Genomic DNA, 17,411 nt, shown 5'->3' on the forward strand with positions numbered 1-17,411 from the left:
GGACCGCACGAACCCGATGACCGAGACTTACGCCGACGACGAGGAGCGGCCGCCGGTTCCCGAGGGCGGCTTCCTGCGCATCCTGCCGATCATCAACCGGCGCGGCCTGCACGCCCGGGCCTCCGCGAAGTTCGTGCAGATGGTGGAGCGCTTCGACGCGACGGTGGCGGTGACGCGCGCCGGCGAGACGGTGGGCGGGCGCTCGATCATGGGCCTTCTGACGCTCGGCGCCGCACAGGGCACCTCCATCGCCGTGACGGCGGTCGGCGCGGACGCCGAGACCTGCCTCGACGCGATCGAGGCGCTGCTCGCCGACAAGTTCGGCGAGGACGAGTAGGGGCGACTCAGCGCCCCTCCCCGCCCTCTCTGACCGTGACGGCCGGGGCGCTGCGCCAGAGCGCGGCGCGCCGACCGTCACCCAGGCGCAGGCTGCCGGCGACGATCTCGCCGGAGCGGCGGGCAAGTTCGACGCGCACGGCCCTGCGGCGGGCGAAGAGCCGCGTCACCACGCGCACCATCGCGGCCTCCGACGGGTCGGCGACGATCGGCCGGCCGGCCGTGCGCGCGTCGAGGGCCAGGAAGCTCTCGACGGCATCGCGGATGCGCGCCGGCTCGGAGATCGTCTCCACCTCCTCCGGGCGGAAATCGGCGGGGCGCACCCCGACGAGGCTCCCGGAGGGAACCGCGCGGCGGGCCGGGCGCTGCGCGCGGCCGGGCAGCAGCTCGAAGCGCAGGCACGGCGCCGGCAGCCCCGCGCTCTCCGCGAGATCGAAGGCGAGCCGTCTCCCGTCCGGGCGGAGCCGGGCGTCGAGCGCCGCGCCGATCTCCGCGGCGCAGCCCGCCTCGACGAGGTGGGCGGGCTTCAGCGACAGGCCCGGAGGCGACCAGGGCGTCACGCGCCCGCCGCGCCACAGCGGATGGCCGAACGCGAGCGGCAGCACGGCCCTCAGCGACTCGGGCCCGTCCCCGCGCCGCGACCAGGCGAAGACGAGGGCGCGGCCGCCGCTCTGGTGCTTGGCGGCGGGCAGGAGGTAGTCGGGGTCGCAGAAGGCGGCGCCGGCCGCGCCGCTGCGGGTCAGAAGGGCCCGCCACGCGGCGACCGCCGCCGCATCGATCGAGTCGGCCGCCCGCAGGTCGATGCGCCAGTGCCGCTCGGCCGGCGCTCGCTCGACGGAATCGGCCGCGGCAGGCTCCGCCGCGAGCAGGCCGCCCGCGATCACCGTGAAACGTTGCGCCATCGTTACGTTCCGATCCCGCCCACCGTCCCGATCCGGGACGATCCGGCGCCCGAGCGGCGCCGCCGGGCCTGACGGAACAAGGACGGTGCCGCGGCGCCCGCCCCGTTCCGGATCAGCCGCCCGGGATGGCGAGGGGGTTGTCGGTGAGGGCGGCGGCGTCCGGCGCGTCGACCCGCGGCCGGCCGAGGAAGGCGTCCCAGAGCCGGCCCACGAAGGCCGGATCGAGGTCGCGCACGATGAGGACGAGGCGGGAGCGCCGGTCGTCGTCGGGCCAGGCGGGCAGGCTGATCGGCGCGTGCAGGACGTGCTGCACGCCGTGCAGGACGAGCGGCCGCTCCGGATCGTCGGCGACCGCCACGATCCCCTTGAGGCGCAGGAGCTTCGCTCCCTGGCTGGAGCGCAGCAGGTCGAGGAACATCTCGAGCGCGGCGCGGGACACGGGCCGGTCGCTGGTCAGCGAGAAGGCGCGGATCGCGGCGTCGTGGCGGTTCACGTCGGAGCCGTGCGCGGCTTCCGCCGCGACGTCGGGCACCGCCTCGCCGAGCCAGGCGCGCAGGTCGCCGGCCCGGCCCTCGAGGCCGAAGGGCCCCCCCAGGAGGTCCGAGGCCGGCACGTCCGGCGGATTGATCGCGGCGGCGGGGTTCAGGGCGCGCAGGCGGGCGCGCAGGCCCGCCGCCGCCGCCGGGTCGAGGTCGGCCTTCGTCAGGACGATCCGGTCCGCCACCGCCACCTGCCGCAGCGCCTCAGGGTGCGCGTCGAGCGTCGCGGCGCCGTTCACCGCATCCACCACCGTGACGACCGACTGCAGGCGATAGCGCAGGACGAGATACGGATGGTAGATCAGCGCGTGGAGGATCGGGGCCGGGTCGGCGAGGCCCGTCGTCTCGATGACGACGCGGCGGAAGGGACGGATCCGCCCGTTGTCGCGCCGGCGCAGGAGGTCCTCCAGCGCCCCGATCAGGTCGCCCCGCACCGTGCAGCAGAGGCAGCCCGCACCGAGCAGGACCATGTCGTCGTCGACCATCTCGATCAGCAGGTGATCGAGGCCGACCTCGCCGAACTCGTTGACGATGACGAGCGTGTCCGCGAAGGCGGGATCGCGCAGGAGCCGGTTGAGAAGCGTGGTCTTGCCCGCCCCCAGGAAGCCGGTGAGAACCGTGAGCGGGATCGGCGCCGGGCGCCGGGGATCGTCGGTCATCGCACCGGCCTAGCGGCGGCGGGCAGGCGCCGCAAGCGCGGCGGGCTGCGCGCTCAGCGCGGAGCGCGGCCCGGGATCACTCCTTCGCCTTCGCCTTCGGCGCGGGCTTGGCGGGCGACTTCTGCGCCGTCTGCGCGGGCTTGTCGGCCGGGGGCTTCGCGGCCGCGGGCTTCGCCGCAAGGGGCTTCGTGCCGCCCTTGGCCTGCGGGATGGCGGGCTTCGTCTCGACGGAGGTGTAGGCCGTGGCGGCCTTCGGCACGGCGCCGCCGCGCGCGGGCTGCCTGCGCTCGGCCTGCTTCGGCTCCGCCCGGGCAGGCTTCGCCTCGGCCCTGGCCTCCGCCTTGGTGTCCGGCTTCACGTCCGCCTTGGCCTTGGCCTCGGCGCGGGCGGCCGCCTTCGCGGCGAGCGCGGCCTCCCGCTTGGCCTTCGCCGCCTCCTGCTTCGCGGCGCGCGCGGCGAGGCGCTGCGCCTTCTCCGCCTCCTCCTGCTCGTTCAGCATGATCTGGCTCTCGGCCGGATCGCGGCCGATCCAGACGAGGACGGGCTGGAGCGGCGCGCGGGGCGGCAGGGAGCGGGCCCGGAGCGCCGCGCTGTTGAGCGTGGCGAAGGCGAGCGCGGAGGACGGAGGCGCCGCCGCGCTCATCAGCTGCGCGTTCGCGTTGTCGGCGCTGGCGCCGGCGGCCGCGGCGCTCGCGGTGATGGCGCTCTGGCCCTCGTCCACCGGCATCGGCTTGCGCTTGTCGCAGATGTAGGGACGCATGTCCGGCGGCGCGGCGATGCTGGAGGGCGGCAGCGCGTCGAGGCTCTGGCTCGTCCAGCCAGGCGTCTGCCCGAACCCGTAATCGAACAGGTCCGCCGCCTTCAGGTCGCGCTCCCGTGCCGAGGGCTGGCCCATCACCACCGTGATGATTCGGCGGCCGTTGCGGGTGGCGCTCGCCACCACGTTGAAGCCGCCCGAGCAGATGAAGCCGGTCTTCATGCCGTCGGCGCCGGCGTAGCGGCCCAAGAGGCCGTTGTGGTTCGCCATCACGGAGCGGCCGAACTGGATGGCGCTGATCGAGAACAGGCCGCGCGAGTCGGGGAAGTCGCGCAGGAGCGCGCGGCCGAGCACCGCCATGTCGCGGGCGGAGGTCCACTGGCGGGGGTCGGGCAGGCCGTTCGGGTTCGCCCAGCGGCTCTCGCGCATGCCGATGCGGCGCGCGGTCTCGTTCATCATCTCGGCGAAGGTGTCGACGGAGCCGCCGAGATTCTCGCCGATCGCCCAGGCCACGTCGTTGGCCGACTTGACCATGATGATCTTGAGGGCGTTGTCGAGGGTGATCTGGGTGCCCGGCTTGAAGCCCATCTTGGAGGGCGGCTCGGCCGCCGCGGCGGGCGAGATCGTGAGCAGCGTGTCCAGCGAGACCTTGCCCTGGCGCACGAGGTCGAGGGCGACGTAGGCGGTCATCAGCTTGGTGACCGAGGCGGGGTACCAGGGGTCGGTCGCGCCTTGCGCGAAGATGACCTTGCCCGAATCGGCATCGACCACGAGCATCGGCGCCGTGACGGCGTGGGCGGCACCCGCCCCGACGAGGCTCGCCGCGACGATCACACCTCGGACGAAGCGGGTCAGCATTCGGTTCGGCATCGGGCCTGTCTCGAGAGGGGCCGGCGCGGGCTCGAAGCCCGGCGCCGTTCGGCAGGGTAGCTAGGACGACGGCCAAGCTTCGGCGAGTGGGCAGGGGCCGGCTGCGGGCCGCCCAGGCCACCCGCTCTCCGAGCGTGCGCCGTCCAGGACGCGACTTCAACGCGTGATCCGTGGCGAGAGGATGGCGGGCGCCGCCCTCCACAGGTTTGCTCCGGCGCCCGCGCATGGCTCATCGCTGGCATCCCGCCCGGTCTCGGCCTATGTGCAGGGCGCGATTGGCGTTTTCTCGGCCCGCGGACAGCCGCCGGACCTTCCAGAACGAGACCATGGCGTACGCGGTCAAGGAACTCTTCCACACGCTGCAGGGCGAGGGCGCGCAGGCGGGCCGTGCCGCCGTGTTCTGCCGCTTCGCCGGATGCAACCTGTGGTCTGGGCGCGAGGAGGATCGCGCGGGGGCGGCCTGCACCTTCTGCGACACGGACTTCGTCGGGATGGACGGGCCCGGCGGCGGCCGTTTCGCGGGCGCCGACGACCTCGCCGGGAGAATCGCGCACACCTGGGAGGGCGGCGCCCACGGGCGCTTCGTCGTCTTCACGGGCGGCGAGCCGCTGCTGCAGCTCGACGCGGCGCTGATCGCCGCCGTGCACGCCCGCGGCTTCGCCATCGCGGTCGAGACCAACGGCACGCTCGCCGCGCCGCCCGGCCTCGACTGGATCTGCGTCAGCCCCAAGGCGGGCAACGCCCTCGTCCAGACGAGCGGGCACGAGCTGAAGCTCGTCTTCCCGCAGGCGGGGCTCGACCCGGCCGACCTCGCGGGCCTCGACTTCCCCCACCGCTGGCTCCAGCCTATGGACGGGCCGCAGGCCGCGGCGAACACGCGGGCCGCGGTGGCCTATTGCCGGTCGGACGCCCGCTGGCGGCTGTCGCTGCAGACGCACAAGATGATCGGTATCCCCTGAGCGCGCCGCGCCCGGCCGGACCCACGCAGAAGACACGAGATGAAGATCACCCAAGCCTTCACCTTCGAGGCGGCGCACCGGCTGCCGAACGTGCCCGAGACGCACCGCTGCCATCGGATGCACGGGCACTCCTACCGGGTGGAACTGACCGTCGAGGGTGAGGTCGACCCGCACACGGGCTGGATCGTCGACTTCTACGACATGGAGCGGGTCTTCGCGCCGATCCTCGCCCGGCTCGACCACCACACCCTCAACGAGATCGAGGGGCTGGAGAACCCGACCGCCGAGAACATCGCGGCCTGGATCTGGCATCGAACGAAGGGCGGCCTGCCGGGCCTGTCGCGGGTGAAGGTCTGCGAGACCCCGATGTCCTGGGCCGAGTACGAGGGCGACTGAGACATGGACGCGGGCGGCGACGGGGCGCTGGTGCTGTTCTCTGGGGGACAGGATTCCACCACCTGCCTCGCCTGGGCGCTCGACCGCTTCCCTCGCGTGGAAACGCTGGGCTTCGATTACGGCCAGCGCCACCGGGTCGAACTCGCCTGCCGCGACCGGCTGCGGGGGGGCCTCGCGCGGATCGAGCCCGCCTGGGGGGCTCGCCTCGGGCCCGACCACACGCTCTCGCTCGACGCGCTCGGCGCCGTCTCGGAGACGGCGCTGACCCGCGAGGCGGAGATCGGCTACGAGGCGGGCGGGCTGCCCAACACCTTCGTGCCGGGCCGCAACCTCGTGTTCCTGACCTTCGCGGCGGCTCTGGCCTACCGGCGGGGCCTGCGCCGCATCGTCGGCGGCATGTGCGAGACCGACTACTCGGGCTATCCCGACTGCCGGGACGACACCGTCAAGGCGCTCCAAGTGGCGCTCAACCTCGGCATGGAGCGGCGCTTCCTCCTTGAGACGCCGCTCATGTGGATCGACAAGGCGGAGACGTGGCGGCTCGCGGAGAGGCTCGGCGGCCGGGCGCTCGTCGACCTCGTCGTCGAGGACACCCATACCTGCTACCTCGGTGAGCGCGGCGCGCGCCACGCCTGGGGATACGGCTGCGGCACCTGCCCGGCCTGCGACCTGCGCGCGAAGGGCTACGCCCGCTTCCGGGCGGAAGCCGCCGACTGAGCCTCAGCGCAGGCTCGCGCAGAGCGCCGCGAGCGTGCCCGCGAAGGCGCGGGGCCCGCCGAGCAGACGCTCCATCATGAGGGCCCCTTCGAGCGTCGCGACGACGAACCGGGCCTGCGCGGCGGGATCGAGCGCCGCCCGGACGCTGCCCTCGGCCTGCCCCTGCCGCAGCACCGCTTCCAGCCAGGCGATGTGCCGGTCGAAGAAGCCGACGACGGCCGCGCGCAGCCGCTCGGGCAGCGCCTCCCCCTCGGTGGCCAGGGCGGCGCAGAGGCAGCCGAGCCCCTGCTCCACCCCGCCGAGATAGAGGCGCCCGTAGGCCTCGATGCGGGCCACGGCGTCCGGATGCCCGGCCAGGATCGCGTCGAGCGCGGCGTCGTAGCGCGCCTCGTAGGCGCCCATCAGCGCGAAACCGAGATCCTCCTTGGTGCGGAAATGATGGTGGATGCTCGCCTTGCGGATCCCCACCGCCTCGCTGAGATCGGCGTAGCTGAAGCCCGAGTAGCCGCGCCCCCGAACCAGCGTCTCGGCCTCGGCCAGGAGTTCCGCGCGCGTGTCTCTCATGGTCCGCCAACTCTCGGCCGCAGCCGCCATCACGAGGGCGTTATCCCATTGACGCGCGCAGAAATCTACCTACTAAATGGTTGGTGAGAAGGGCCGGAAGGAACAGGCATGACGCCGAGCACGGCGGAACCGCACGCCGAACCCGTCCGGGCACCGGCTCCTCGGGCTCCGGCTCTCTCGGTCGCGCACCGATGACGGGCCTCCTCTCCCGGCGCGAGGCGGTGTTCGGCGGCCTCTGCCTGTGCTGCCTGCCGACCCTCGGGCGCGCCGCGGCCGAGACATTCGAGATGCGCGAGGTCGGGCCCGGCATCTACGTGCGGTGCGGGCCGCACGAGGAGGCGAGCGCGCGGAACGACGACGCCATCGCCAACATCGGCTTCATCGTCGGGCGCGACGGCGTGCTCGTCACGGAATCCGGCGGAAGCCTCGCGGACGGAGCGTGGCTGCGCGCCGAGATCCGCAAGCGGACCGAGAAGCCGATCCGCCACGTCGTGCTCACCCACGTCCACCCGGACCATTGCTTCGGGGCCGCGGCCTTCGCCGAGGACAAGCCGGCCTTCATCGGGCATCACGCCCTGCGCGCGGCGCTCGACGCGCGCGGCGACTATTACCGCCAGCGCCTCGTCGACATCCTGGGACCGGAGAAGGCCGGCAGCGTCGTCTACCCGACGCAGGCCGTGACGGACGGGGCCGAGATCGACCTCGGTGACCGCACCCTGCGCCTGACGGCGCACGGCACCGCGCACACGAACTGCGACCTCTCGATGATCGACACGGCAAGCGGCCTGCTCTTCCCGGCCGACCTCTTGTTCGTGAACCGGGTCCCCTCCCTCGACGGCAGCCTTCTCGGCTGGCTCAGGGAGGCGGAGCGGCTGAAGGCGACGGGCGCGGCGCGGGCCGTACCCGGCCACGGCCCGGCGAGCGTCGATCTGGCGCCCGCGCTCGCCGACCTCACGCGCTATCTCGGGCTCCTGCGCGACGAGACCCGAAAGGCCATCGCCGAGGACGTGCCGATCGAGAAGGCGGTGCAGACCGTCGCCCAATCCGAGCGCGATCGCTGGGTCCTGTTCGACGCCTACAACGGCCGGAACGTCACGCAGGCCTTCAAGGAACTTGAGTGGGAATAGATCCGGGGCCACATCAGGACGCAGGAGAAACGCCATGAAGACCCTTCGCTCGCTCGCCCTCGGGCTCGCCGTCTCGACGGGCCTCGCCCTCGTGCCCGCCGCCGGCTTCGCTGCCGGCGCCTCCGACACCGATGCCGAGCGTCAGGCGCGCTGGACCGAGATCGCGACCTCGATCTTCGGCGACCGCAAGATCGAGCCTACGGAGTCGCTCATCAAGGTCGATGCGCCCGCCCGCGCGATGGACGCGGCCCTGGTGCCGATCACCCTGACCATGCCCGAGAAGGACAGGATCAAGGGCGTGCACTTCATCATCGACGACAACCCGTCGCCCTACGCCGCCCACTTCACCTTCGGCCCGGCGGCCGACCCGGGCGAGCTGAAGCTGCGGGTGCGCATCAACAACTACACCAACGTGCACGCCGTGGCCGAGACCACGGACGGCCAGCTCTACGAGGCGGCCAAGTTCGTGAAGGCCTCGGGCGGATGCTCGGCCCCGATGGGCATGAGCGACGAGGAGGCCATGCGCGGCATGGGCGACATGAAGATGAAGTTCTCGGGCGACGCGCAGAGCGGCAAGCCCGTCGAGGCCACCCTGATGATCCGCCACCCGAACTTCTCCGGGATGCAGATGAATCAGGTGACGCGCGACTACACGCCCGCCCGCTACATCAACAAGCTCACCGTCAGCTACGGCGACGCCAACGTCTTCACGATGGACGGCGACATCTCGATCTCGTCGAACCCCGTGATCAACTTCGCCTTCGTGCCGAAGGGCAGCGGGCCGATCAAGGTGGCGGCGACCGACAACCAGGGCGGGCAGTGGCAGCACAGCTTCACCGCGCCATCGCCCAGCAACTGAGGCCGCGCGTCGTGGCCGGCACCCGACCGCCCTCCCCCGCGCGGCGCCTCGGCGCGGCGGCCTTCGCCGCTCTCGCGCTCGCGGCGGCGACGCCGGCCGACTCGCCGGTCAACGTGCCGGAGCCCGCCGGGCTCTGGACCGGGCCACAGCACGGCTACACGCCGACGACGCTCAAGGGCGCCACGATCCTCGACATCGGCGCCCTCGACGCGCTGATGGCCGAGCAGCCCGTGCTCATCGACGTCGGGATCATGGACCGGAAGCCCGAGGGCTTCCCGGCCAACCGCCCCTGGCTGCCCGCCCACCGCTCCATTCCCGGCGCCGTCTGGCTGCCGAACGCGGGCGCCGCGCCGCTGCCGCCCGCTGACGAGGCGCTGTTCTTCCGGCGCGTCGATGAGCTGACGGGCGGCGACAGGTCGAAGCCCGTCGTCACCTTCTGCCACCCGGAGTGCTGGGGGAGCTGGAACGCGGGCAAGCGCCTCGTCGAGAAGGGCTACACCCGCGTCCACTGGTTCCCCGAGGGCGTCGAGGGCTGGCAGGACAGGCACGACACCACCGTGCTGCGGCAGGACCCGGCCTGGGCGGCCCGCGCCGCCGAGCCGCAGCGCTGACCGGGCCGGACGAGGCGAGCATGCAGACCCGACGCGCCCTCCTGTTCCTCGCCGCCGCGGCAGCGCTCGCCGGGCCCGGCACGGCCGAGGCCGGCCAGCCCTTCTCGGCCGAGGCCTTCGCGGCCGCGCAGGCGGAGGGGCGGCCGATCCTCGTCGCGGTCGCCGCACCCTGGTGCCCGATCTGCCGCACGCAGAAGCCCATCCTCGCCAAGCTCGCCGACGACCCGCGCTTCAAGAGGCTCGCCGTCTTCGAGATCGATTTCGACACGCAGAAGGATCTGCTCCGGCGCTTCGACGCCCGCCAGCAGAGCACGCTGATCGCCTTCAAGGGAGCGGCCGAGGTCGGGCGCTCCGTCGGCGAGACGCAGCCCGAGTGGATCGAGAGCCTGCTCGAGAAGACGCTCTGAGGCGGGTCCCGGCCTGAACGGACCGACGCCATGACCGGCAGCCTCGCCCTCGCCTTCCTCGCGGGGCTCCTCACCGTGCTCTCGCCCTGCGTGCTGCCGCTGCTGCCGCTGGTGCTCGGCGCCGCCGCGACCGAGCACCGCCTCGGACCGGCCGCGCTTGCCGCCGGCCTTGCTCTCTCCTTCGTGGCGATCGGGCTGTTCGTGGCGACGGTGGGTTTCGCGATGGGGCTCGATGGCGACCTCTTCCGCGAGGCCGCCGCCGGCCTGATGGTCGCCCTCGGGCTCGTCCTGACGCTGCCGGCGCTCCAGACCCGGTTCGCCGTGGCGGCCGGGCCGGTGAGCGACTGGACGGAGGCGCGCTTCGGCGGCTTCTCGACGGAGGGCCCCGGCGGCCAGTTCTGCCTCGGCCTGCTCCTCGGGGCGGTGTGGAGTCCCTGCGTCGGACCGACCCTCGGCGCGGCCTCGCTGCTCGCGGCGCAGGGGCGGGACCTGCCCCGGGTCGCCGCCATCATGGCCGTGTTCGGCCTCGGGGCCGCGCTCCCGCTGCTCGCCCTCGGCCTTCTCTCGCGGGAGGTTCTCGGCGCCTGGCGCGCGCGCCTGATGCGGGCCGGCACGGGGCTCAAGGCGGCGCTGGGGATCCTCCTGATCCTGGCGGGCGCGGCCGTCCTGACGGGCCTCGACAAGCGCGCCGAGGCCGTGCTCGTGGAGGCCTCGCCCGACTGGCTCAACGCGCTGACGACGCGCTACTGACGCCCCCGACCCGATCCGCGGATTCCGCCGCTTTCGCTTAAGAGACCAGCATCTTGAAGGCCGGCGATCCGATCCTTTCGATTGACACTGCCTCGGTTGTGGCAGAAAAAAGGCAACGCCCGGGAGCGGCCCGACGTCTAGGGAGGAAACGCCCGGAAAGGGCCGCGGGACGACAGGCCAAACGCCGTCGCCGCAACGAATGCCGCAGGCCCTCCCGGGCGGCATTTCCGCCCCTGCGCCATCTCATCGCTTGATCCCCTGCGCGGTCTGTCACCCTGCGCACCGTTCTCGCGCGCGCCGGCAAGATTTCCGGGCGCGCGCGGGGTATAAGCCGTCGCGAGGGGGCGCGGGCGGCCGTCGATGACGGCCTGCCGACGCGGGGCCGGAGGCCGCCGGCACCTCCGCCGCGCGTGAACGAGGGTTCGAGTCGATGTCCCAGGTCGTGCAGTCCCGGCGCGTGCGCGCCGTCGACCTTGCCAGGTTCAAGGCCGACGGGCGCAAGATCATCGCGCTGACCGCCTACCACGCCCACACCGCCAGCATCCTCGACCGGCACTGCGACGTGATCCTCGTGGGCGATTCCCTCGGCATGGTCATGCACGGGCTGGAATCGACGCTGCCGGTGACCCTCGAGATGATGATCCTGCAGGCGCAGGCGGTGATGCGCGGGACCACGAAGGCGCTCGTCGTCGTCGACATGCCGTTCGGTTCCTACGAGGCGAGCCCCGAACAGGCCTTCCACAGCGCGGCACGGGTGCTGAAGGAGACGGGCGCCGGCGCGATCAAGCTGGAGGGCGGCGCGCATTTCGCCGAGACGGTGGCCTTCCTGACCCGGCGCGGCGTCCCGGTGATGGGCCATATCGGGCTCACCCCCCAGTCCGTGAACACGATGGGGGGCTTCCGCGTGCAGGGCCGCGCCCCGGGCGACGAGGCGCGCCTCCTGGAGGATGCCCGCGCCATCAGCGATGCGGGCGCCTTCGCGATCGTGATGGAGGGCATCGTCGAGCCGGTGGCGCGCGCGATCGCCGCCTCGGGCGCCGTCACCGCCGCCACGATCGGCATCGGCGCCTCGGCCCAGTGCGACGGCCAGATCCTGGTCCTCGAGGACATGCTGGGCTTGAGCGACCGCGCGCCGAAATTCGTGAAGGCGTTCGGCTCGCTGCGCGCCCACATCGAGGCGGCGGTAGAAGCCTACGCGGAGGAGGTCCGCAGCGGCCGCTTCCCCGCCGAGGAGCATACCTACCCGCCGCGCTGAGCCATACCGGAGGCGACCGGGATCAACCCTCGCGGGGGCACGCGTCCGCGGCGCGGCGACGGATCTTCACGAGAGTGTAGGCGCCGTGGTCGGGCTGGTGCTGCGAGAGAGGATTGAACTCTCGACCTCCTCATTACCAATGAGGTGCTCTACCACTGAGCTACCGCAGCGAGCGGTTCGGAGGATCGCGCTGGCGCGTCCCCGTCCGACCGGGAGGGGCATTAGCGGATCGTGGGCGGCTTGGCAATCGGCCGGGCGCCGGAGTGACGCGATCTTCGTGCATGCGGGCGGGAATGCCTCAACCGGGCTTGAAGTCGTCACGCTTGAGGGCCGCGCGGATGATGGCGGCGAGGCCCGCCTCGGCGACGGCGTCCGCCGCGTCCGGAGGAGTGAACCAGCGCTGCTCGCGCTCGTTCTGCTCGGGCCAGCGCTTGAGCTGCTTGCGCACCTCGAGCGGGAAGACCTTGACCTGGCAGAGAACGAAGTCGCGGTTCTTCAGGCGCTTCTCGTAGATGAAGAAGCCGAGCGGCCGCTTCCCGATATGCCCGATCACGCCGGCTTCCTCGTAGGCCTCCCGCGCCGCGGCCTCGAAGGGCTTCCGGCCCTTCATCGGCCAACCCTTCGGGATGACCCAGCGCCGGCTCTCCCGCGAGGTCACGAGCAGCACCGAGAAGCTGCCGTCCGCCCCCTTGCGGAACGGGAGCGCGCCGATCTGGCGCTGAGTGGTGCGCTCGGATTCCCCCGGATACGACATCATCGCGGGTACGCAGCCAGCCACGCGCCGACGGAGCCGGATCCCGGCGGATGCGGCGTCCTTCCTCTCGGCACATTCGACGGCGTCGGGATGATCGGGGCCTCCTCGCAACTCGGATGGGGAACGCTGCCGGAACCTCGGCGACCGGCCCGGCACGAACCGTCACGCGCGGCCGGGGCGAAGCCGGTCACCGTTCTCCCGTCGCCATATGCGCTCCGGCCGGAGCCTCTCAAGAAGAAAGTTAACCGGCAAAGCGAATTTTCGGGACGATCGTCGCGCGCGGCCCCGCGCCCTGCTCTGCCCGCCACCGCCGCCGCGCTTCCGGCTCTCAGCCGTTCGCCGACAGGTTCTCGATCAGGTGATTGAGATCCGCCCGCATCGCCTGGATCTCAGGCTCCGTGAGGTTCAGCTGGCACATCACGGACTGGCGCACGTGCACCGCCTCGGCCCGGAGCGAGCGTCCGCGGGGCGTCAGGCCGATCTCGACCTCGCGCTCGTCGCTCTGGCGCCGGTTGCGAACCAGGAGGCCCGCAACCTCCAGCCGCTTCAGGACGGGCGTGAGCGTCCCGGAATCGAGCCGCAGGCGCCGCCCGATCTCTGACACCGTGACCCCCTCGGTCTCCCAGAGGACGAGCAGCACCAGGTACTGCGGGTAGGTCAGGCCGAGCCGGTCGAGGAGCGGGCGATAGGATTTCGTCATGCGGTGCGCGGCCGCGTAGAGCGCGTAGCAGAGCTGGTTGTCGAGCAGGAGCGAGTCCCAGAGCATGCCCGCATTGTCCTTCGGCGCGTTCACCATTCACACCATGCCGTTCGCCCACGCCGGCACGGCACGGAGGCGTCGGTGCGCTCCGGCCGGGCCGCCCTGCATACCATGATACCTGGCTTGGCGGGGCCAGCTACCGGCAGGATTCTTCCACAGGGCCTGAGAGATAATGCGGGCCCTGTCTCAAATTTCCAGTGCTCCGCGCCCGCCGGGGAGCCTAGATTTTGTTCAAGCGGCACCGGACCGGTGCGCTGACGGCGGTGCCGGTGCGGGAAACCTGTCCCGGCAGACCCGCGGAGCCGCTCGATCACCGTGCCGCGACACCCGTCGTGCACGGCGTCGGGGACCCGTTTCGAGGGGCGAACCTCTTCGGTCATGTGAGCGCGAGACGAACCGATCCGAAGCCGCGCGGAAGGCTCCGGCAGGGGCTTGCCAAGGTCCGGACGAGCCACTAAACACCCCCCTCATCGGCCGGGCAGCGCACGCAGCCCCGCCCGCAGCGCGCCCGTAGCTCAGCTGGATAGAGCACCAGACTACGAATCTGGGGGTCAGAGGTTCGAATCCTTTCGGGCGCGCCAATTTTTTCAATAACTTAGCAGAGTCTGCTGAAATTCCTTGCTTACGGAATTTGTGCGGTTGTAAGCATCCGTAAGCACCGGGCTAGCTTGGCAGGTGCCGGTCACAATCCTGTGAACTCGGAGCCTGCCCGACGTGATCCGGACGCGGAATGACGTTCTCGGTCGGCCTCTTGGCCGCCTGAGCGCCGGTAGCGGTCTCTTGCGCCAATCCGGGCGGCGAGCCGGGCTCTGAGCAGTTGGAACTCGCCTTCGAGACGTTTGAGCTGCGCAGCATCTGCGAACGCCGGCGGGCCGCGACAGCGGCGATCGGTCAGGCTGCCGCGCGTGAACTGGAACAGCGTCTCGCCGATCTGGTTGCGTCCGACGACGTCGAAATGCTGTCCACTCTCTTTCCAGGGGAAATCCTCGATCGTACGCCGACCGAGCGTTCCATTCGCCTGCAGGCCGGCTACGACATCATCTTCTGCGCTTCCCACGTCAAAACACCGAAATTGCCGTGTGGCGCTACTGACTGGGCTAACGTGTCTCGCATCAGAATCACCGGAATCGAGCCCGTCCATGGCTGACGCAGCTTTCCAAGCTGACTGGTTTTCGAAGCCCGGCGATACGCTGTCTGCCCTGATGGCGCGCCGCGCGCTGTCGGCAGGGATGGTTGCGGAGCGGATGGGATGCGACACGTCGTTGGTTCATGGCCTTCTAGCCGGGACTGCAGCGATCGACGAAGACATTGCAGCGCTTCTGGCGGCGAGTGTCGGAGGGTCGGTTTCGTTTTGGAAGGCACGCCAATCGCAATTCGAACGAATGCTCGAGACGGCGGCCACTTCCGCGCCACGCGATGAGATTAAAGCTTGGCTGAAGGCAATTCCGCTCAAGAACATGGCCGACGCAGGCTGGATCAAGAAGCCGGCCGACACTCACGAAGCGACCAAGACCACGTTATCGTTCTTCGACGTGGTCAGCCCGCAGGAGTGGTACGAACGCTATACGTCTTTCGGCAACTCGTTCTCCTTCCGAACCTCACCAGCGTACGAGTCAAAGCTGGGTGCCGTCGCCGCTTGGCTCCGTCAGGGCGAGTTGCAGGCAGCTATGGTGCCCTGCGCTCGCTGGGACGCGGATACATTTCGCTCCAGCCTAGAAGCCGTCAGGAAGCTTACCAGGGCCAAGGAGCCGGCCTACTTCCTTCCGCGGCTTCAATCTATCTGCGCTCGAGCCGGGGTCGCGGTGGTGATCGTCCGAGCTCCATCAGGATGTCGAGCCAGCGGAGCGACGCGCTTCATTAGCCCTGACAAGGCAATGATAATTCTGAGCTTTCGCCACCTATCGGATGACCATTTTTGGTTCACGTTCTTTCACGAGGCTGGCCATCTCCTGCTGCACGGCCCCGAGCATACGTATGTGGACGGTGATGAGTCCGAAAATACGGAGAAGGAGACTGAGGCTGACGCGTTCTCTGCAGGCGTGCTGATCCCCCCAGAGCGCACCGAAGCGATGGCGGACCTTCGAGCGCGCTCCGAGGAGATCATGCGCTTTGCAGTTTCGCTCAGCATAGCGCCTGGAATTGTTGTGGGTCAGCTCCAGAAAATGGGGATGTTAGACTACAAGCAGTTCTCCTGGCTGAAGAGAAGGTACACTTGGGAACAGATCGAAAGAGCCTTAGATCATCCCAAAAAGTGAATAAACTTCTTCGGACTCTTCTGCCAGTTGCACAGCGAGTCTTCCATCACTTGCATGCCAACTTTTAGCTTGGCATCAAGAGCACGAAGCCGCTCTTCGAGAACCTTCTCAGAGATATTTGCATCCGGCGTGCCGCCGAAGAGAAGCCGTGCTCCCTTTAATGGCCCCGTTGCTCCGATGAGGTACGCCGAGCCTGGCTCAATCGGGGCGAGATCAAGCCGACCAACCAAGGCCAAAAAGTCGAATTTTCCGAGCCGTCCGAAGCGCAAGACCTTCATCGATCTGTAGAAATGATCGAAGATGCTATGAGGGTCATTTCCACCGGCCTGAACCAGATCCCTAACCATCTTTGCATGCGATCGATGAGGCCCGACCCACTCGACGTAGCTCTCGATAACCGACGCGGTTCCCTTCTTCGAGTCTGCCCGAAGGCTCTCATACTTGCGATGGTTGCTGAAACCTCCACCGATCTTGTGCGCGTGCGCCGTCAGCCAAATTCGGAAGGATCCGGGATCTTTGCTGATACGGGCCCAGGTCCACTGTCCTGATCCCAATCCGGAGTAGACCTCCTTCACCCGGAGCCAACCGTGCTTCCGGTGCTTGCCGAAGTGGGCAGAAAGAAAGAGGAGCCAAAACGCCTCATCGAACTGCCCTTGGCTGGCAAGGTACATTGAGCCCCGCTCGGGATCGAAGAGCGGACTTGAGGGATCAGCGCGATCCGGGCTGATATGCCGCTTTCGCAGGTGCTGGGTGTAGTCGAGGCGCCGCAGGCTCGCCACCATCTGCAGGGCTAGTGTTTCCGCTGCTGCTGCGGCAGCGATCCCTGGAAGCGGATGCTCCGTTGCTGAAAATTCTTGGAGGGCGGTCTTTAACCGTTTCGCGATTTTTTCGTATTTCGGCCACACGCAGAGCACCCACGGGATGAGAAGCGAAAGGAAAGGATGGAAAACTAAGTTGGCCGCCGCGTGGAACGGCGCTTCATCGTCTTCCGAGCTCGGATGTAAGGTGTATAACGGTCAAAAGCCATCTTTGATTCGATAGCGTCAATATTAGACTTGTCGCCAGTGGCTGCAAAGATTTGTAGCAGACGCGCGAGGTCAGCCCAGTACGAATCGATATCCCACCAATCTGGCTGTAAAGCCGTTCCGTTGCGAATACCTGCTTCCAGCTTCAGCAGCTTCGAAAGCGAAGACCAAGGGTCTCCTGCGGGCATGGATGGCATGGAAACCGTCGATTGAATGCCCTCGGTAAGGTACTGCCGAGCGGCCGACCAATCTTCCTCGTAAAGATGCAAGCTGCCGGCGAAATGCTTATATGTCCCGAGTTTGCACCCTAAAGTAACGGCCACAATTTCTTGAATCATCGTGAAGCAAAACACATCGTGAGCCAAGCCCTTGTGAGCATCGTTTGAGCGCATTGTGACAAATAGATGGAGGCACCGGTCGCGTACCAGAAACTGCAGCGTGCAGGTACATGGAATTTCTTTGTGTCTACGTGAAATATCCTCGGCATTAAATAACTGGATTACGGCACGTCGAGAATCTGGGTGCTCTGTGAGCAAATCGACCACATTTTTAAGTTGGTTGTGACCTCTCTGGTTGAATATCCTTGGGCCGTATGCGCCGTGAACTGTGCTTCCGTCCTCCGTCTCTTCCTCATAGGCTGGCACATAGTGGCGGATAAAGTCGAGGCTATCGCTCCCTGAGAGATACCAGCATAGCTCACCCAAACAGCTGAATGGTCGTCCGCGCGTTTCGCTCCGACTGATACGGGCCCGTGGATTTTTTAGTTCAAGTAAGACGCCTGCCAACTCGAGGGCATCGCCCCGTGAAGGCTTAATGAGAGTCTTGCTGGCGAGAAGCTTTGGATAGACCTTTCGCAGAAGGTCGTCGAGGATGTTACTCGAGAAACGCATCTGCGCACTGAACCCCTGC

The 17,411-nt window shown here is 69.0% G+C and carries 20 protein-coding genes and 2 tRNA genes; 13 read left to right on the forward strand and 9 right to left on the reverse strand.

Annotated elements, in window-relative coordinates:
* The first annotated feature begins 16 nt into the window (after positions 1-16).
* Entirely contained in the window at positions 17-337 is a 321-nt protein-coding gene (locus MOX02_RS01380; RefSeq protein ID WP_147023986.1) for an HPr family phosphocarrier protein, read from the forward strand.
* Between the two features lie 7 nt (positions 338-344).
* Here MOX02_RS01380 and MOX02_RS01385 read toward each other — a convergent pair whose 3' ends face one another.
* From MOX02_RS01385 to MOX02_RS01395, 3 genes are all read right to left on the reverse strand, one after another.
* Positions 345-1,238 (reverse strand): GNAT family N-acetyltransferase, encoded by an 894-nt coding sequence (locus tag MOX02_RS01385; protein ID WP_174804864.1) that lies wholly within the window; start codon positions 1,236-1,238, stop codon positions 345-347.
* A gap of 112 nt (positions 1,239-1,350) precedes the next feature.
* Positions 1,351-2,436 (reverse strand): CobW family GTP-binding protein, encoded by a 1,086-nt coding sequence (locus tag MOX02_RS01390; RefSeq protein WP_147023913.1) that lies wholly within the window; start codon positions 2,434-2,436, stop codon positions 1,351-1,353.
* Between the two features lie 76 nt (positions 2,437-2,512).
* Positions 2,513-4,063, reverse strand: a complete 1,551-nt coding sequence (locus tag MOX02_RS01395; protein WP_147023914.1) for a D-alanyl-D-alanine carboxypeptidase family protein — start codon at positions 4,061-4,063, stop codon at positions 2,513-2,515.
* Between the two features lie 326 nt (positions 4,064-4,389).
* On the opposite strand from MOX02_RS01395, the gene queE reads away from it, so the two are divergent.
* From queE to queC, 3 genes are read left to right on the forward strand one after another with little or no spacing between them, the layout of a single operon-like run.
* Positions 4,390-5,022, forward strand: coding sequence for a 7-carboxy-7-deazaguanine synthase (queE, locus tag MOX02_RS01400; RefSeq protein ID WP_147023916.1), 633 nt, complete (start codon positions 4,390-4,392; stop codon positions 5,020-5,022).
* Between the two features lie 39 nt (positions 5,023-5,061).
* The gene (queD, locus tag MOX02_RS01405; protein WP_147023917.1) at positions 5,062-5,418 is read left to right on the forward strand and encodes a 6-carboxytetrahydropterin synthase QueD; all 357 of its coding nucleotides are present in this window, start codon (positions 5,062-5,064) and stop codon (positions 5,416-5,418) included.
* 3 nt (positions 5,419-5,421) lie between these two features.
* Complete coding sequence (gene queC, locus MOX02_RS01410; protein WP_147023918.1) at positions 5,422-6,135, forward strand: 7-cyano-7-deazaguanine synthase QueC; 714 nt, start codon at positions 5,422-5,424, stop codon at positions 6,133-6,135.
* A gap of 3 nt (positions 6,136-6,138) precedes the next feature.
* On the opposite strand, the gene MOX02_RS01415 is transcribed toward queC, so the two are convergent.
* Positions 6,139-6,699 (reverse strand): TetR/AcrR family transcriptional regulator, encoded by a 561-nt coding sequence (locus MOX02_RS01415; protein WP_147023920.1) that lies wholly within the window; start codon positions 6,697-6,699, stop codon positions 6,139-6,141.
* 191 nt (positions 6,700-6,890) lie between these two features.
* Between MOX02_RS01415 and MOX02_RS01420 the strand changes: the two genes are divergently transcribed.
* The 6 genes from MOX02_RS01420 to panB all read left to right on the forward strand — a co-directional run bounded on the left by MOX02_RS01420 (position 6,891) and on the right by panB (position 11,708).
* Complete coding sequence (locus tag MOX02_RS01420; protein ID WP_147023921.1) at positions 6,891-7,826, forward strand: quinoprotein relay system zinc metallohydrolase 2; 936 nt, start codon at positions 6,891-6,893, stop codon at positions 7,824-7,826.
* A 34-nt stretch (positions 7,827-7,860) separates the two neighbouring features.
* Entirely contained in the window at positions 7,861-8,685 is an 825-nt protein-coding gene (locus tag MOX02_RS01425) for a quinoprotein dehydrogenase-associated SoxYZ-like carrier (RefSeq protein ID WP_147023922.1), read from the forward strand.
* 11 nt (positions 8,686-8,696) lie between these two features.
* Positions 8,697-9,296, forward strand: coding sequence for a rhodanese-like domain-containing protein (locus MOX02_RS01430; protein WP_147023924.1), 600 nt, complete (start codon positions 8,697-8,699; stop codon positions 9,294-9,296).
* Between the two features lie 20 nt (positions 9,297-9,316).
* Entirely contained in the window at positions 9,317-9,703 is a 387-nt protein-coding gene (locus MOX02_RS01435; protein ID WP_147023925.1) for a thioredoxin family protein, read from the forward strand.
* Between the two features lie 30 nt (positions 9,704-9,733).
* Entirely contained in the window at positions 9,734-10,453 is a 720-nt protein-coding gene (locus MOX02_RS01440) for a cytochrome c biogenesis CcdA family protein (protein WP_147023926.1), read from the forward strand.
* A 430-nt stretch (positions 10,454-10,883) separates the two neighbouring features.
* Entirely contained in the window at positions 10,884-11,708 is an 825-nt protein-coding gene (panB, locus tag MOX02_RS01445; protein ID WP_147023928.1) for a 3-methyl-2-oxobutanoate hydroxymethyltransferase, read from the forward strand.
* Positions 11,709-11,803: 95 nt separating this feature from the next.
* Here panB and MOX02_RS01450 read toward each other — a convergent pair.
* The 3 genes from MOX02_RS01450 to MOX02_RS01460 all read right to left on the reverse strand — a co-directional run bounded on the left by MOX02_RS01450 (position 11,804) and on the right by MOX02_RS01460 (position 13,228).
* Positions 11,804-11,878, reverse strand: a tRNA-Thr gene (locus tag MOX02_RS01450).
* Positions 11,879-12,006: 128 nt separating this feature from the next.
* A complete protein-coding gene (locus MOX02_RS01455; RefSeq protein WP_147023929.1) occupies positions 12,007-12,465 on the reverse strand; it encodes an NUDIX hydrolase in 459 nt (152 codons plus the stop codon).
* A 325-nt stretch (positions 12,466-12,790) separates the two neighbouring features.
* Complete coding sequence (locus tag MOX02_RS01460; protein WP_174804865.1) at positions 12,791-13,228, reverse strand: MarR family winged helix-turn-helix transcriptional regulator; 438 nt, start codon at positions 13,226-13,228, stop codon at positions 12,791-12,793.
* 498 nt (positions 13,229-13,726) lie between these two features.
* Between MOX02_RS01460 and MOX02_RS01465 the strand changes: the two genes are divergently transcribed.
* The 3 genes from MOX02_RS01465 to MOX02_RS01475 all read left to right on the forward strand — a co-directional run bounded on the left by MOX02_RS01465 (position 13,727) and on the right by MOX02_RS01475 (position 15,477).
* Positions 13,727-13,803 (forward strand) — tRNA-Arg (locus tag MOX02_RS01465).
* Between the two features lie 236 nt (positions 13,804-14,039).
* Positions 14,040-14,369: a hypothetical protein gene (locus tag MOX02_RS01470; protein WP_147023932.1), complete on the forward strand. Its 330-nt coding sequence runs from the start codon at positions 14,040-14,042 to the stop codon at positions 14,367-14,369.
* Positions 14,362-15,477: an ImmA/IrrE family metallo-endopeptidase gene (locus MOX02_RS01475; RefSeq protein ID WP_147023934.1), complete on the forward strand. Its 1,116-nt coding sequence runs from the start codon at positions 14,362-14,364 to the stop codon at positions 15,475-15,477. Before MOX02_RS01470 ends, MOX02_RS01475 begins: the two co-directional genes overlap by 8 nt.
* On the opposite strand, the gene MOX02_RS01480 is transcribed toward MOX02_RS01475, so the two are convergent.
* A complete protein-coding gene (locus MOX02_RS01480) occupies positions 15,462-16,382 on the reverse strand; it encodes an alpha-glutamyl/putrescinyl thymine pyrophosphorylase clade 3 protein (RefSeq protein WP_238179224.1) in 921 nt (306 codons plus the stop codon). The genes MOX02_RS01475 and MOX02_RS01480 overlap by 16 nt on opposite strands.
* A gap of 44 nt (positions 16,383-16,426) precedes the next feature.
* A complete protein-coding gene (locus MOX02_RS01485; protein ID WP_147023935.1) occupies positions 16,427-17,392 on the reverse strand; it encodes a thymidylate synthase in 966 nt (321 codons plus the stop codon).
* Positions 17,393-17,411: the final 19 nt, after the last annotated feature.

This window comes from Methylobacterium oxalidis (genome assembly GCF_007992195.1).
Classification (GTDB): domain Bacteria; phylum Pseudomonadota; class Alphaproteobacteria; order Rhizobiales; family Beijerinckiaceae; genus Methylobacterium; species Methylobacterium oxalidis.

Coding starts and splice junctions, on each gene's coding strand:
- MOX02_RS01380 (WP_147023986.1), top strand. CDS start 17: ATGACCGAGACTTACGCCGACGACGAGGAGCGGCCGCCGGTTCCCGAG.
- MOX02_RS01385 (WP_174804864.1), bottom strand. CDS start 1,238: ATGGCGCAACGTTTCACGGTGATCGCGGGCGGCCTGCTCGCGGCGGAG.
- MOX02_RS01390 (WP_147023913.1), bottom strand. CDS start 2,436: ATGACCGACGATCCCCGGCGCCCGGCGCCGATCCCGCTCACGGTTCTC.
- MOX02_RS01395 (WP_147023914.1), bottom strand. CDS start 4,063: ATGCCGAACCGAATGCTGACCCGCTTCGTCCGAGGTGTGATCGTCGCG.
- queE (WP_147023916.1), top strand. CDS start 4,390: ATGGCGTACGCGGTCAAGGAACTCTTCCACACGCTGCAGGGCGAGGGC.
- queD (WP_147023917.1), top strand. CDS start 5,062: ATGAAGATCACCCAAGCCTTCACCTTCGAGGCGGCGCACCGGCTGCCG.
- queC (WP_147023918.1), top strand. CDS start 5,422: ATGGACGCGGGCGGCGACGGGGCGCTGGTGCTGTTCTCTGGGGGACAG.
- MOX02_RS01415 (WP_147023920.1), bottom strand. CDS start 6,699: ATGAGAGACACGCGCGCGGAACTCCTGGCCGAGGCCGAGACGCTGGTT.
- MOX02_RS01420 (WP_147023921.1), top strand. CDS start 6,891: ATGACGGGCCTCCTCTCCCGGCGCGAGGCGGTGTTCGGCGGCCTCTGC.
- MOX02_RS01425 (WP_147023922.1), top strand. CDS start 7,861: ATGAAGACCCTTCGCTCGCTCGCCCTCGGGCTCGCCGTCTCGACGGGC.
- MOX02_RS01435 (WP_147023925.1), top strand. CDS start 9,317: ATGCAGACCCGACGCGCCCTCCTGTTCCTCGCCGCCGCGGCAGCGCTC.
- MOX02_RS01440 (WP_147023926.1), top strand. CDS start 9,734: ATGACCGGCAGCCTCGCCCTCGCCTTCCTCGCGGGGCTCCTCACCGTG.
- panB (WP_147023928.1), top strand. CDS start 10,884: ATGTCCCAGGTCGTGCAGTCCCGGCGCGTGCGCGCCGTCGACCTTGCC.
- MOX02_RS01455 (WP_147023929.1), bottom strand. CDS start 12,465: ATGATGTCGTATCCGGGGGAATCCGAGCGCACCACTCAGCGCCAGATC.
- MOX02_RS01460 (WP_174804865.1), bottom strand. CDS start 13,228: ATGCTCTGGGACTCGCTCCTGCTCGACAACCAGCTCTGCTACGCGCTC.
- MOX02_RS01475 (WP_147023934.1), top strand. CDS start 14,362: ATGGCTGACGCAGCTTTCCAAGCTGACTGGTTTTCGAAGCCCGGCGAT.
- MOX02_RS01485 (WP_147023935.1), bottom strand. CDS start 17,392: ATGCGTTTCTCGAGTAACATCCTCGACGACCTTCTGCGAAAGGTCTAT.